The 12432-nt window shown below is 66.0% G+C and carries 13 protein-coding genes and 4 pseudogenes; 8 read left to right on the top strand and 9 right to left on the bottom strand.

The annotated features are described in order from the left end of the window. A partial coding sequence (locus MZTS_RS19805) for a carbohydrate porin (RefSeq protein ID WP_192285138.1) occupies positions 1–230 on the top strand: 230 nt, incomplete at its 5' end. A gap of 197 nt (positions 231–427) precedes the next feature. On the opposite strand, the gene MZTS_RS19810 is transcribed toward MZTS_RS19805, so the two are convergent. After that, entirely contained in the window at positions 428–712 is a 285-nt protein-coding gene (locus MZTS_RS19810) for a hypothetical protein (protein ID WP_157080868.1), read from the bottom strand. Positions 713–1124: 412 nt separating this feature from the next. On the opposite strand from MZTS_RS19810, the gene MZTS_RS19815 reads away from it, so the two are divergent. Next, positions 1125–1619: a hypothetical protein gene (locus tag MZTS_RS19815; protein ID WP_192285139.1), complete on the top strand. Its 495-nt coding sequence runs from the start codon at positions 1125–1127 to the stop codon at positions 1617–1619. A gap of 50 nt (positions 1620–1669) precedes the next feature. On the opposite strand, the pseudogene MZTS_RS25350 reads toward MZTS_RS19815, so the two are convergent. Continuing rightward, positions 1670–1795: pseudogene (locus tag MZTS_RS25350) on the bottom strand (trehalase-like domain-containing protein); the annotation flags it as partial. 22 nt (positions 1796–1817) lie between these two features. Continuing rightward, on the bottom strand, positions 1818–2219 hold the full coding sequence (locus MZTS_RS19820) for a cation transporter dimerization domain-containing protein (RefSeq protein WP_048447844.1): 402 nt from the start codon (positions 2217–2219) through the stop codon (positions 1818–1820). Positions 2220–2522: 303 nt separating this feature from the next. Here MZTS_RS19820 and MZTS_RS19825 point away from each other — a divergent pair, with 303 nt between their 5' ends. Next, entirely contained in the window at positions 2523–3113 is a 591-nt protein-coding gene (locus tag MZTS_RS19825) for a PepSY domain-containing protein (RefSeq protein ID WP_091891677.1), read from the top strand. Between the two features lie 47 nt (positions 3114–3160). Here MZTS_RS19825 and MZTS_RS19830 read toward each other — a convergent pair. From MZTS_RS19830 to MZTS_RS19835, 3 genes and pseudogenes are all read right to left on the bottom strand, one after another. After that, a pseudogene (locus MZTS_RS19830) lies at positions 3161–4162 on the bottom strand (sodium:proton exchanger); the annotation flags it as partial. A 51-nt stretch (positions 4163–4213) separates the two neighbouring features. Then, the gene (locus tag MZTS_RS25355) at positions 4214–4462 is read right to left on the bottom strand and encodes a hypothetical protein (protein ID WP_236012820.1); all 249 of its coding nucleotides are present in this window, start codon (positions 4460–4462) and stop codon (positions 4214–4216) included. A gap of 97 nt (positions 4463–4559) precedes the next feature. Then, entirely contained in the window at positions 4560–5111 is a 552-nt protein-coding gene (locus MZTS_RS19835; protein ID WP_091891680.1) for a DedA family protein, read from the bottom strand. Positions 5112–5336: 225 nt separating this feature from the next. Between MZTS_RS19835 and MZTS_RS19840 the strand changes: the two genes are divergently transcribed. Then, positions 5337–6872 carry a phospholipase D-like domain-containing protein gene (locus MZTS_RS19840; RefSeq protein WP_048444050.1) on the top strand — a complete coding sequence of 512 codons (1536 nt, stop codon included), beginning with the start codon at positions 5337–5339 and terminating at the stop codon, positions 6870–6872. A gap of 6 nt (positions 6873–6878) precedes the next feature. On the opposite strand, the gene MZTS_RS19845 is transcribed toward MZTS_RS19840, so the two are convergent. Beyond that, positions 6879–7283 (bottom strand): flagellar basal body rod C-terminal domain-containing protein, encoded by a 405-nt coding sequence (locus MZTS_RS19845; RefSeq protein WP_048444049.1) that lies wholly within the window; start codon positions 7281–7283, stop codon positions 6879–6881. A gap of 222 nt (positions 7284–7505) precedes the next feature. Here MZTS_RS19845 and MZTS_RS19850 point away from each other — a divergent pair, with 222 nt between their 5' ends. Then, the gene (locus MZTS_RS19850; RefSeq protein WP_048444058.1) at positions 7506–7985 is read left to right on the top strand and encodes a DUF2721 domain-containing protein; all 480 of its coding nucleotides are present in this window, start codon (positions 7506–7508) and stop codon (positions 7983–7985) included. A 106-nt stretch (positions 7986–8091) separates the two neighbouring features. After that, a complete protein-coding gene (locus tag MZTS_RS19855; protein ID WP_053080306.1) occupies positions 8092–9627 on the top strand; it encodes a carbohydrate porin in 1536 nt (511 codons plus the stop codon). A gap of 505 nt (positions 9628–10132) precedes the next feature. On the opposite strand, the pseudogene MZTS_RS19860 reads toward MZTS_RS19855, so the two are convergent. Next, positions 10133–10261 (bottom strand): annotated as a pseudogene (locus tag MZTS_RS19860) (IS5/IS1182 family transposase); the annotation flags it as partial. 106 nt (positions 10262–10367) lie between these two features. On the opposite strand from MZTS_RS19860, the gene MZTS_RS19865 reads away from it, so the two are divergent. Next, positions 10368–11396, top strand: a complete 1029-nt coding sequence (locus tag MZTS_RS19865; RefSeq protein ID WP_048444048.1) for an IS110 family RNA-guided transposase — start codon at positions 10368–10370, stop codon at positions 11394–11396. Between the two features lie 260 nt (positions 11397–11656). Here MZTS_RS19865 and MZTS_RS19870 read toward each other — a convergent pair. Beyond that, positions 11657–11995, bottom strand: a pseudogene (locus tag MZTS_RS19870) (transposase); the annotation flags it as partial. Positions 11996–12069: 74 nt separating this feature from the next. Here MZTS_RS19870 and MZTS_RS19875 point away from each other — a divergent pair. Next, a partial coding sequence (locus MZTS_RS19875) for an IS110 family transposase (RefSeq protein WP_192285140.1) occupies positions 12070–12432 on the top strand: 363 nt, incomplete at its 3' end.

Consider the following 12432-nt stretch of genomic DNA (forward strand, 5'->3'; position numbering starts at 1 on the left):
ATCTCCCGCATAGCTCCCTTCTGTTCGGTGGCGCGCCTAGCCCGAGGCGCAGCAGCGAGGCCTTGCTGGAGGTCAGCTACCAAGCCATCCTCGGGCCCGGCGTTACCGTGCAGCCGGACTTCCAGTACGTGTTCCGGCCAAGTGGCGGCATCGCTAATCCGCGCGACCCGTACGGGCGGCGGATCCGGAATGCGGCCGTGTTTGGCCTGCGCGCGACAATCCGCTACTGAACGGCACTTGCGATGCCGATTCGTCGTGCGCGCATGATGTCGTCGGCGAGTCCAGGCAGCCCAGGGTGTCAACACGAGGGATCTCACGATCGTGTCGCACCAGCCATTGGTGGCGGACAGCTCGGCGTCCGGGTTGTCGGAGTGTAAGTCTTCGATGGCCGTCAGCGCGGTTGCCTTGGCGACATCGGCCGCTTGTCTCAGGACGAGCAGGACCTCATCCTCGGGGATCCCTTGGCTGACACTTCGTTCTTCACCTCCTGCGCGTAGAAGCGAAGGTCTCCCCGCTTGCCGGCCGTCTCGGCCAGGAAGGAGGGATCGCGCGCGGCGCAGACATTTCCCACCATCAGCATGAGACCGGCCGGCGCGAGCAATCGCGTCAGCATGCCGAGATCTAAAGATGCTGCCAGGTTGTTCGTGGGCACGGCGGTCAGGCCAGCGAGAGCCACGGCGGCAACGATGTGCTTTGAGAGCTTGCAGCGCATCAGCATTATCCTGAACATTTTTGCCTCAAGACCCAAAGCCGGAATCAGTGAGACCGACTCTGCGCCATTGGTCTTGTGCTCAGCGCCACATGCGCGACCGCTATGCCGTCAGTTTGTCCGACATCGTTGTACGTCACGAATCGCCAAGCTGCGACTCACTCTCCCGCCAGCACTTGCCCGAGCTGAAGTTTGAGTGTCGCTCAAGCCACGACCATTTGCGCCCGATGATAGTTCAACGATACTCGATCAGAAGCCAAGCATCGGCACAATGCCCCACTCCTACCCCTGGGAACCTTGCTGCGCCACCGCCGTTAATTCACGACTGCCCAGGCCTGCTCAAGAGGGGTGCGGCGAGCTACCATCCGGCAGATGACCTATGTCCCTGGGTGATGCTCAATGAGGAAAATGTGCCATGCACGTCAGGTTCAGAGTGGCCCGTATCACCGGTTACGCCGCGCTTGCGTTGCTGACCGGTAGCTTTGTGGGATCTATCCCGGCAGCTGCGCAGCACCATGGCGGTCATGGCGGGTTCGGTGGTCATGGCGGGTTCGGTGGTCACGGCGGGTTCGGTGGTCACGGCGGGTTCGGTGGTCACGGCGGGTTCGGTGGTCACGGCGGGTTCGGTGGTCATGGGCTGCGCCATGGCTACTACGGTGGGCACGGGGGCTATGGAGGCCATTATGGCTACCGTCGCCACGGCCACTTCGGTTACGGTGCAGCGGGTCTGCTCGGTGGTTTTGCGCTCGGAGCTTTGGCCGCGAGCCCGGCCTACTACGGATACGGCTACCCTGCGGCTTACGGGTATGGTTATCCGGCCTATTACGGCGGTGACTGTCACCTCGTGCGGCGGCGCTTCATCGGAGCTTATGGCGGAACCTACATCCGCCGGGTTCGCGTCTGCGACTAGACCTCGGCAGAGCCTCAGCGTACGGTCAAGCGAACTTGATCAAATTATGATGCTGGAAAGCACGCGGACGCGTCGAACCGCGGCCAGCACAGCCAGTCGATCGAGCCGTCGCGCGCCACGAGCGCGGCCGCCTCGCAGCCGCCGATCAGGGCATAGTCCTCGATCCGGGAAGGCATGGCCGTGGCCTGCGATAGGCACTCAGGTCTTCCGGACCTTTTCCTCTTCCTGCAGGACCTCGTTCTCGACCTGCACGGTGACGTGGCGCGTGTCGAACTCGGCCGCCATGACCTGCTGCACCGCCTTGAGGATGCGCGCGGCCTCGGCCATGTCGGTCACGACGACATGCGCGCTCATGGCGTCGATGCCAGAGCTGATCGAGCGCACGTGCAGGTCGTGGACGGAGCGCACGCCCGGGATCGCCAGCAACTGGCGCTCGACGATGCGCGTGATCAATGACGCGACTTGCGAGCCCTTGACGCCGTGCGCAGCCTCGTAGGCATCCAGCGGTTGAGCCCGCGCGCCCTGTGCCTGCGCTCCAGGTGCGGCCAGAGCGAGCATGAGGAGGCCGGCAACGGGGGCGTGGTGGTAGGCATTCGGCATCTGCGATCTCACGGACGAACCTTCCTCAGCAGCGTTCGGGTTGGCGGGTGCGATCCACGCCATGGTACGCCTGCAACCGCCTTCCTCACCAGCCCGGCTTGTCGCAGTGTCGCCGGCCGTGCTCGCGCTCGGAACTGCCCCCGACACCGGATCCAAGTCTGAACGCACAGCAGAGCGTAGAGTGCCGCCAAGCCGGATTTGCGTCCAACGTTGCACGGGAGAGCCGCCGTCGCGAACCGTCCAATCACTCCTGCGTTAAGGCCGCACAGCTTTGCGGCTGCCCACCAAGCTACAGGAGACGCCATGTCCCGGATCGCCCTTTCCCTCGCTCCGCTCCTCTTCCTTTCCGGATTTGCTGCGGCCCAGACGAGCCCGCCTACCCAGGCGCCGGCCCCTGCGGCTGCCCCTCCGGGTGCTGCGCAACCTGCCCACGGCACGACCGGTCACAAGGAGCGTGAGCACGAAGGTTTGCAGACCGCCAAGGTCTCGCTCGCCCAGGCGCTCGACACGGCCGAGAGCAAGGGACCTGGTCGCGCGATCGAGGCGGACTTCGAGAGCGGGAACGGCAAACCGTACTTTGAAATCAAGGTGCTCGGCAGCGATGGTAAGCTCACCGACCACCACATCGACGCGACCACGGGGCAGGTGACCAAGAGCGACAACCACCCGATCGAGAGCTACTTCATCCGCCTGAAGCCGTCCGACGTGCAGAACGCCCCCACGAGCCTGAAGCAGGCGGTCGCGACCGCCGAGCAGAAGGCAGGCGGCAAGGCGGCCGAGGCCGAGGTCGAGCGTGAGGCCAGCAGCGTGCAGTACAAGATCACGGTGATGACCGGCAGCCAGTCGCAGAAGATCAGGGTCGGGGCGGACGGAAAGATCATGCCGAGCAAGTAGGTCGGCAGGGCTGGGCGGAGTTGTCGGCTCCGCCCGGACCGCTCCGATCAGCGGGCCGTAGACGGGACGCGGCTCTCGTCTGCCGATGGCTCCAGGTCGGTTCGTGTGCCATCCGAGAGATCCTCAGACGGCTGACCGGTGAGAGCGCTGCGCACCAAGGCCACAAGGCGGCGTCCGTTGATCAGGAACAGAAGGCCGGCTAGGCCGAGATAGACCCAGGCGAGCCAGGTCAGCGTCGCGATCGTGCGCGCCTCGTCGTTGCGGTAGACGAAGGCGAGCCCGACCTGCACGGCAAACAGCCCGGCCAGAGCCAGCGCGGACCAGAGGCCGAGGCGCAGGCGCAGCAGGAGCGCGATGCCGAGCAGCGACTGGGCCGCTGTCAGGAAGAACTCCTCGCCCTGGCGCGCATCGAGCGGCAGGGGGCTCATCGCGCCCGCGCCGACGCTCAGGGCGAGCGGCAGCATGCCGACGAGCAGCGTCCACTGGTTGATCTTGTCGCTGATCATGGCGATCAGCCCGTCGCCGGCGCGGTTGGCCAGCACGAACAGCACCGCCACCGAGATGGCCGGCGCCTCGCTGGCCAGGGGCGCCAGCCACTGGATCAGCAGAAACTCGTTGAGCCCGATCGCCCGGCCGGTGCCCACCATGGCCTCGGCGAAGGGTTCGGCCGAGGCGAGGATGACGCCGCAGGCCACGGCCACCAGAGCCCCGATCGCGGCCCATTGCTGGCCGGGAGACAAGGCGTTTAGAGCGGCAGCTGGCCCCGGCTCCTCCGCCTCGTCCGGATTGTCGCTCTTCTGAAGGTTGCGCACGCGCCAGACGTAGGCCGCAAAGATGGCCGCGAGCACGGCGAAATCCACGACGGAAATGCTGCGCTTGAACAGGATCACGAAGGCGTAGAGGCTGGCAAGCAGCAGGAAGCCCATCTCGACGGCATTGACAGGGGCAAGATCGACCGCGCGGTGCCGGTCCTTCGTCCAATGCAGGAACACCATCAGGGGCCAGGCCAAGCCGACGAGCAACCGGTTGGCGCCGGTCATGTTGGCGGCGGCGTAATGAACGTATTGCGACCCCGGACCCTCGAGCCCGGCCTTGTAGGCTTAATAGAGATCGACCGCGTATTCCGGCAGCACGGTCACCAGGGCGACCACGGCCAGGATCAGGCCTTGCGCGATATGCTGCTCGGCCGTCTCCGCTCCCCAAGACAGCAGGAAGCCCGCCGCCAGAATGGCGCTGCCGAAGGCGGCGGCATCGAGGACCGGGCTGGGCCGCCAGCCCGTCGCGCGCAGCAGGAGGGCCGGGAGGGTGGCCATGACCGCGACGGCAACCAGGATCAGAAAGCGTTTCACGCGAACTCCTCTACGTCATGTCACGGCCTGCCTGTTCGCGTTCCGCTGAAGCGAGCGTCGCGCGATCACGCCGGCAAAGGACTGTTTCTGCCGCGCCTCAGCCCCGAACGCCGCTCCGGCGTCCGAAGGTGGCGACACGATAGAGGTAGAGCACGAGCGCCAGGACCAGCACGCCGTTGCCGATCGGCTCGATGAGGCGGCCCACGCTGCGGTAGTTCTCGCCAAGCCCGTAGCCGGCCGCCGTCAGCAGCCCGGTCCAGACGATCGTGCCGAGAGCCGAGTAGGCCAGAAAGGGCGTGAGCGGCATACCGGCCACCCCGGCCGGCACCGAGATCAGGCTGCGCACGCCCGGGACGACGCGACCGACTAGGACGGTGACGCCGCCGCGCCGGGCGAACCAGGCGCCGGCCCGATCGACCTCCGCCGGGCTCAGGGTGAGCCAGCGCCCGTGCCGGGCCGCGAAGCGCCGCAAGCGCTCGCGTCCGAGCCAGCGCCCCACGCCGTACCAGACCAGCGCGCCGGAGAGCGATCCGGCCGTGCCGGCGAGGAACACGCCGACGAGGCTGAGCTGGCCGCGCGCCGCGGCAAAGCCTGCCAGCGGCATGATCACCTCAGAGGGGATCGGCGGGAAGATGTTGTCGATCAGCATCAGCAGGAAGACGCCGAGATAGCCGGTCCGCTCGATCGCGGCTACGATCCAGTCGACCAGCGCAACCTCCTCGCAAGCGGCACCTGCAGAAGCCTTGCCGCCGCAGGTCGGATCGGGAACGCACTAAGTGGGGGGCGGGTTCATACGCAGACACCAAAGCGCTGCCCGCGCCCTGTTGCAGCGCGACGATGCAGCGGGCCGCCATCCCGGGGACCAAACGCGCCGATGCATCATCCGCCCCATACGGCATCGGTCCCGCTCACGGGCGGGGCGAAGCTGCTGCAGTCCGGCCTGACCTGCTGGCGCGTCGAGCCTGCGGCGCGCTTTGCCCCAATCGTGGATGCCGCCGCCTACTTCGCGCATCTGCGCAGCGCCCTCCTGCGCGCCCGCCACGCGGTTTTGTTCATCGGCTGGGAGTTCGACACCCGCATCAAGCTCGACCCCGACCACCCGCTGCCGGGCCTGCCGGAGGAACTCGGCCCGTTCCTGTCCGAACTCGGCCGGCGCCGGCCGGAGCTGAGCATCCGCGTGCTGCAGTGGAATTTAGGGGTCCTCGGCACGCTGGCGCGCGGCACGACGCCGCTCTACCTTCTGAACTCGATGCGGGCCCGCGGCTTCCAGTTCCGGCTCGACAGTGCCCACCCGCCCGGAGCCTCGCATCACCAGAAGATCGTGGTGATCGACGACGCGCTCGCTTTCTGCGGCGGCATCGACATGACGGACGACCGCTGGGACACCCGCGACCATGCCGACCAGGACACGCGCCGGGTGCGCCCGTCGGGACGCGCCTACGCGCCGTTCCACGACGCCACCGTCGCGGTCGACGGCGCGGCCGCGTCAGCCCTCGGTGACCTTGCGCGCGAGCGCTGGCACTATGCTACCGGCGAGCGGATCGCGCCGCCCGGTCCATCTACGCAAGACCCCTGGCCCGACGGGCTGAGGCCGCTTCTGCGCGACGTGCAGGTGGGGATCGCCCGGACCGCGCCGCCCTTTCACGGCCGCCCCAACGTGCACGAGATCGAGCAACTCTACCTCGCCGCCATCGCAGCCGCGCGACACACGATCTATATTGAGAGTCAGTACTTCGCCGCACGCTGCATCGCCGAGGCCATGGCATCCCGTCTGAGGGAGCCGGACGGGCCCGAGATCGTCGTGATCAATCCCGAGCGTGCCATGGGCTGGCTCGAGGAAGCGGCCATGGGACGGGGACGCGGCCGTGTTCTGGCGCGTATCCGCGGCGCGGACCGCTTCGGACGCTTCCGCATCTATCGTCCGGTGACCGCAGCCGGGCAGCCGATCTACGTGCATGCCAAGGTGCTGATCGTCGACGACTGCCTGCTGAAGATCGGCTCGTCCAACCTGAACAACCGCTCGATGGGCCTCGATACGGAATGCGATCTGGCCGTCGAAGCCGTGCCTGGCCATGCGACCGATCGAGCCGTCGCGGCAGAGATCCTCGGCTTGCGCGATGCGCTTCTCGGCGAGCACCTCGGTGTTCCACCGGACGACATCGCCCGCACCCTGGCGCGCTCGGGTTCGCTGATTGCGGCGATCGAGGCGCTACGCTGCGACACCGGGCGTACACTGGTTCCCCTGGACGCATCAGCCGCAGGAGCCGTGCAGCCGTTGAGCGAGGGCGAGCTTCTGGACCCCGAGCAGCCCGAGCCGGTCTGGAGAGCCGTGCTGCACGCGCTCGCCGATCGGCGCCGCGCGCATCCGCTGCGCCGCGGAGCCGAACGAACGGGCGTCTCAAGCGAATGACGCTCCTCAGATCTTCAGCAGGTCGACGGTGCGCCTGTTGAGGTCGTCGAGCGTCGCGATCACCTTCAGATTGGATTCGTAGGCGCCCATCGCCGCGCGCAACCCGGCCATCTCGGTGGCAGGATTGACGTTGGGCAGCTTCAGAATGCCCTGCGCGTCGGCAGCGGGGTGCCCGGGGCTGGAGATTGAGCGGAACGGGCTGGTGTCGCGCACGACGCGACCGGTCGGCTCGGCATCGGCCCCGACCGGCTCGAACACCGCGATCTTGCGCCGGTAGGGGTCGCCGCCGGGCGTGCTCGCGGTGCTGTTTGCGTTGGCGAGGTTCTCGGTCATGACGCGCAGGCGGCCCTGCTGCACCCGCAGGCCTGCCGCCGCAATGGCGGATCCAGAGACGCCCTCGCTCCCGGCCATCTGTTCTCTCCCCTGATCCGGCGAGCGGACGATCGATGCCGGCGCGACTCGCAAAATCCTGAAGGAAGGGTTAGGGATTGCGGTTAATGGCCGGTTAATCACGGCGCGTTGGTTCAGTGGATGGCGTCGCGACCGCGCTCTGCAGGGCTGCACGTGGCGAAGCGTCAAACCGCCCGCGATCGGCCCTGGTATCCAAGGCCTGCTTTGCCTATGAGCCTCGGCATGCCAAATCCGACTGCTGTTGCCCTCGACAATCTGTCTCACATCATCCAAGTCGCCTTGACCCCGATCTTTCTACTCTCGGCCCTGGCGACCTTGCTCAACGTTTTCGCAACGCGCCACGGCCGGATCGGGGACCAAGTCCGTGACCTCTCCCAGGATCTTAAGAAGGGGCCTTCCCGCGAGACCAAAAGGCTGGCGCGTCAGCTGTCGCAATTGCAGCGGAGATCCCTCCTGCTCGACGGAGCTGTGTGCCTCGTGGCTTTGGCGGGGTTCCTGACGGGCATCGCAGCCATGGTGCTTTTCATCGGCGAGTTGAGGAACGCGACAACGGAGACGGTGCTCTACGGTTGTTTTGGACTGGCTCTGGCCTTCACGATCGCCGCCATTGCAGGCTTCCTGTGCGAAATCCTTATGGCAAGCCGGAGCATCCGGCTTGAGGTCGGGCACCAGCAGGACACTGCAGTTGCTGCAGCGGATTGAGCATTCCTCGTGGCCTGAGCACACCGCTTACGGTATAGCAACAGCTAATCAATTCGGGCCCGCATTCACGATGCCTACCCGGTGTTGCGCCCTCCCTGCAGCCGCTATGGGTGCGCTGACCCTGTTGCTGATGTCGGTTGAGTTCGGTCGAACGGCTGACCTCCCGCTCGGTCGCTCGATGCCGTCGAGGCCGACCTTCGTCGATTGGTTCGGCGACCATCTCAACGCAAAGGGCGGCGCTGACGCTTCCGACAGCGGCTCCGACTTCAAGCTGACCACGGGCAGCGGACCCAGCATCCCGATCTTTCGGACCGGCGACGCGGTTTGGAATTCTGCCGGATCGGAGATGAAGGATACGTCGCGTTCGCCCTCTTCGGACGCTCCGGTGTCAGATGCTTTCGTCGAAGAAGACTGGGCCATTCGCGCCCAGACCACCTTCGTCACACAGGGCAATTCTCGGTTTCGCTCGCCCTACCGTGGGCCGAACAGCCTCAACGCCAAAGGGCAGATTAAGGAGACCTTCGATTTCACGCTCTACGCGGGTATGCGGCTGTGGCCCGGGGCAGAGATTTGGTTAAACCCGGAGGTCGATCAGGGTTTTGGTCTCAGTACCACGCTTGGTGTCGCTGGTTTCCCAAACGGGGAAGCTTACAAGGTCGGCAGCATCACCCCCTACGTGAAGCTTCACCGCGCTTTCATCCGCCAGATAATCGGCTTGGGAGGCGAAACCGAGAGGGTCGATCCAGATCTGAACCAGCTCGGCGGGTCGCGGCAGGCCGACAGGATCGTGCTGACGTTAGGGAAGTTCAGCGTCGCTGATGTCTTCGACACCAACAGGTACGCCCACGACCCACGAACCGACTTCCTCAACTGGGCCCTTATTGACACCGGCACATTCGATTACGCTGCGAATGCGTGGGGCTATACGGTCGGCGCCGCAGCAGAGTGGTACCAGGACGCCTGGGTGTTCCGCGCGGGCTTTTTCGACCTCTCTATTGTCCCCAACAGCAAGGATCTGGACCCAGGTTTCAATCAAAATCAAGCCGTTCTCGAGATCGAACGGAGGCATGAACTTTGGGGACGACCCGGCAAGATCAAGGTCACCGGCTTTCTCAGTCGCGGCCGCATGGGTCGCTTCGACGACGCGGTTCGTCTGGCAATGGTGACGGGCGGGCCCGCGGATGTGGCGACCGTCCGCCGCTACCGCAGCCGCCCAGGGCTCAGCTTCAACCTCGAACAGCAGATCTTGCCCGACGTCGGTATGTTCGTCCGATGCGGCTTGGCCGACGGAAATGTTGAGCCGTACGAGTTCACCGACGTCGATAGAACCTTGGCAGCGGGATTGTCGATCGCGGGTGAGCGTTGGGGACGCCCATCGGACACCGTGGGATTAGCCGGCGTCATCAACGGTATCACCCGCCCGCATCAAGCCTACTTCGATGCCGGAGGACTCGGCATCCTCGTCGGGGACGGTCGATTGCCCCACCCTGGGGCCGAGAGGATCGTCGAAGCTTACTACAGCTTGCCGCTGGCGCCTTCTATACGACTGACGTTCGACAGTCAGATCGTAGTAAGCCCCGGATACAATCGGGATCGTGGGCCGGCCTTTATCTTCGGGACACGGCTGCGTGCACAGTTCTGAAGCCGACATGATTTCGAACAGGATCGAAGCCGACCGGATGGCCGTGTTGACCTTGGAGTTTAAGAGACTTTTCTGGTTGGGGTTAGTGGCGCAAGCTACTCCAGGCTGTCATTTTTTAATTTCAGGATATTTCGCTCCCGCGGGTCACGCACTTCTTTTCAGTAGAGCGTCGAAGCGGCTCAACGTGACGCGCAGCGCCTGGCGGGGGGGCCAGTCGCGCAGTTGAGAATGCAGATCGTCTTTGTCCCACAGAACCACGTCAGCAACCCGCTCTTGAGGCAGGCGCCTCCGCACCGGCGATAGGCGCCATAGATAGGCCTGACGTACACGGGTTCGGTGAGCGTCTGCGGTGTGCCCACGTCACCTTGCGAAGCGCTGGGGTGCGCTTCGGCAGAGACGCTCGACGCCAACAAAATCAGCAACCATCGACACAACATGTCTGATCACTGCCTAAAATCCTAGCAATTCATAGTTTGAACCGTCTCGCGCTCTTGGTCAATTAAAGTCAGGGACAAAACCGTTTTGCCTGATTTTGGCAGATGAGGGCGCAAGCGAGCGTGGTGAAGGCGAGGTGGAGGTCAGCGCGCCGCTCGTAGCGGATGGCGAGGCGGCGGAAGCGGGCCAGCCAGGCAAGGTTCGCTCGACATGCGCTGATCGCGACCCGAGCCGGAATTGAAGGCTGCTGAGGGTGACGCGATGCGGTCTGATGGCCGCGTCCTTACCTGCATCGGAGCGCCTCCATGCCCCAATACGGCGCCCTCGATGTCTCCAACGAAGAGACCGCCATCCACGTTATCGACGAGACCGGAGCCACGGTCTGGCGCGGCAAACGCGCCAGCGATCCGGATGTGCTCACCACGACTTTGCGGAGTCACGCCCCCGATCTCCTGCGCGTCGGCCTGGAGACGGGGCCGCTGACCCCTTGGATCTACCACACCTGCAAGGCGCTCGGCCTGCCCATCGTCTGCCTGGATGCGAGGCATGCGCGAGCCGCCACGGCCCTGCAGCGGAACAAGACCGACGCGCGCGATGCAGAGACGCTGGCGCAACTCGTACGCATGGGTTGGTACCGCGAGGCCCGCGTCAAAAGCTACGCCGCCCATGCCGTGCGCCACCTCATCGGCGCCCGCGCCCAGCTCATGGGCGTAGCGGTTGACCTGTCCAATCAGATCCGCAGCACGCTCAAGACGTTCGGTTTGATGGCCGGCAAGGGAGCGGGGCGGGCCTTCGAGATCCGGGTGCAAGACCTCATCGCGTCCCGTCCGACCGTCGCCGTCATCGTCGAGCCGCTCTTGGCGGCATGGCGCGCCGTGCGCGGCCAGATCGGTGTCCTGGATCGACGGCTCATCACCTTGGCCAGGGGCGATGCGACCTGCCGCCTGCTGATGACTTGCCCCGGCGTTGGGGTCATCGTCGCCACGAGCTTTGCGGCCGCCATCGAGGCGCCCGAGCACTTCCGCCACTCACGCTCCGTTGGGGCCTATCTCGGGCTGACGCCGGTCCGCCGTCAGTCCGGCGAGATCGACCGGACGGGCGGGATCTCGCGTCGCGGCGACCGGCTGATGCGAAGCTACCTGTTCGAGGCGGCGGCCAGCCTGTTGGTGCGCGTGCGGCAGGACTCGGCCCTGAAGACTTGGGGACGGGCACTGGCCGAGCGCATGGGCTTCAAGCACGCCGCCGTCGCGGTGGCGCGCAAACTCGCGGTCGTGTTGCACGCGATGTGGCGAGCGGGAACACCGTTCCAGCCGTGGCCGCCGGCTGCCGCGTGAGGCACGTACTGAACGCACGCACGGGTACCGTTCATCGAGTTCCGCCAGCGTGAGGCGGACAAGGGCGTCCCCGCCGGGACGCGAGCAGGGCCATCCCGGGGTCGGGTCTTGCGGCCGGTGTCGAGCCGGACCGCGCGTTCGACATGGTGAGCCTCGCTTCGAGACGCATGGTGCGGCGGTCAGAGGGGCCGACCGCGGAAACAACCACGATCCGGCGGCGACCGCTCTCGTCCAACTTGACGCCTGCAACGCGATCAAACAACGACCCAGCGATAGCGCCCGAGCCGCTCGCGGCTCTCCACCCCACGCCGAGCGATCCGTGGCACGATCCCGCGTGCCCGGCACTCGTGCCGGCAGCGACGATGATCGTAGCCTTTGTCGGCGTGCAGCTTGTCCGGTCTGCGCCGTGGGCGACCCCGGCGGCCGGTGCGCACGCCTGGCACGGCATCGAGCGTGGCGGCCAGCATACGGCTGTCGTGGCAGTTGGCCCCCGTGAGCGTCAGGCCGAGCGGCGTGCCTCTGGCGTCCACGACGAGGTGACGCTTCGTGCCCGGCTTGCCCCGATCCGTTGGGTTCGGGCCCGTCGCGGCGCCCCCTTTATGGATGGCCCGCCCCTCACCGGGCTGCACTGCTAGGCTTGCAGCGCGGCCGAGATGAGGGATGGAGCGGAACGATGACGATCGCGGTGCTGGGGATCGATCTGGGCAAGAACAGCTGCAGCCTTGTCGGGCTGGATGCGAGCGGGCGGGTCGTGCTGCGCCGCCAGATGCGGCGCGAGACGGTGATCGCCTTCGGCGCGAAGCTGCCGGGGTGCGTCGTGGCCATGGAAGCGTGCTGCGGTGCGCACCACATGGGCCGCGCCCTCGTAGAGCAGGGACACACGGTCCGGCTGATGTCGCCGGAATACGTGCGCCCGTACGTCAAGGCGCAGAAGAACGACGACCGCGATGCCGAAGCCATCGCCGAGGCGGCCACCCGCCCGACGATGCGGTTCGTGCGCTCAAAATCTGTGCCGCAGCTCGCACTGCAGACCCTA

The sequence above is a fragment of the Methylorubrum zatmanii genome (assembly GCF_014845115.1).
Taxonomy (GTDB): Bacteria; Pseudomonadota; Alphaproteobacteria; order Rhizobiales; family Beijerinckiaceae; genus Methylobacterium; species Methylobacterium zatmanii.

Excerpts from the sequence above, each read along its gene's own strand:
- MZTS_RS19810 (WP_157080868.1), bottom strand. The coding sequence starts at position 712 with ATGCGCTGCAAGCTCTCAAAGCACATCGTTGCCGCCGTGGCTCTCGCT.
- MZTS_RS19815 (WP_192285139.1), top strand. The coding sequence starts at position 1,125 with ATGCACGTCAGGTTCAGAGTGGCCCGTATCACCGGTTACGCCGCGCTT.
- MZTS_RS19820 (WP_048447844.1), bottom strand. The coding sequence starts at position 2,219 with ATGCCGAATGCCTACCACCACGCCCCCGTTGCCGGCCTCCTCATGCTC.
- MZTS_RS19825 (WP_091891677.1), top strand. The coding sequence starts at position 2,523 with ATGTCCCGGATCGCCCTTTCCCTCGCTCCGCTCCTCTTCCTTTCCGGA.
- MZTS_RS19835 (WP_091891680.1), bottom strand. The coding sequence starts at position 5,111 with ATGCTGATCGACAACATCTTCCCGCCGATCCCCTCTGAGGTGATCATG.
- MZTS_RS19840 (WP_048444050.1), top strand. The coding sequence starts at position 5,337 with ATGCATCATCCGCCCCATACGGCATCGGTCCCGCTCACGGGCGGGGCG.
- MZTS_RS19845 (WP_048444049.1), bottom strand. The coding sequence starts at position 7,283 with ATGGCCGGGAGCGAGGGCGTCTCTGGATCCGCCATTGCGGCGGCAGGC.
- MZTS_RS19850 (WP_048444058.1), top strand. The coding sequence starts at position 7,506 with ATGCCAAATCCGACTGCTGTTGCCCTCGACAATCTGTCTCACATCATC.
- MZTS_RS19855 (WP_053080306.1), top strand. The coding sequence starts at position 8,092 with ATGGGTGCGCTGACCCTGTTGCTGATGTCGGTTGAGTTCGGTCGAACG.
- MZTS_RS19865 (WP_048444048.1), top strand. The coding sequence starts at position 10,368 with ATGCCCCAATACGGCGCCCTCGATGTCTCCAACGAAGAGACCGCCATC.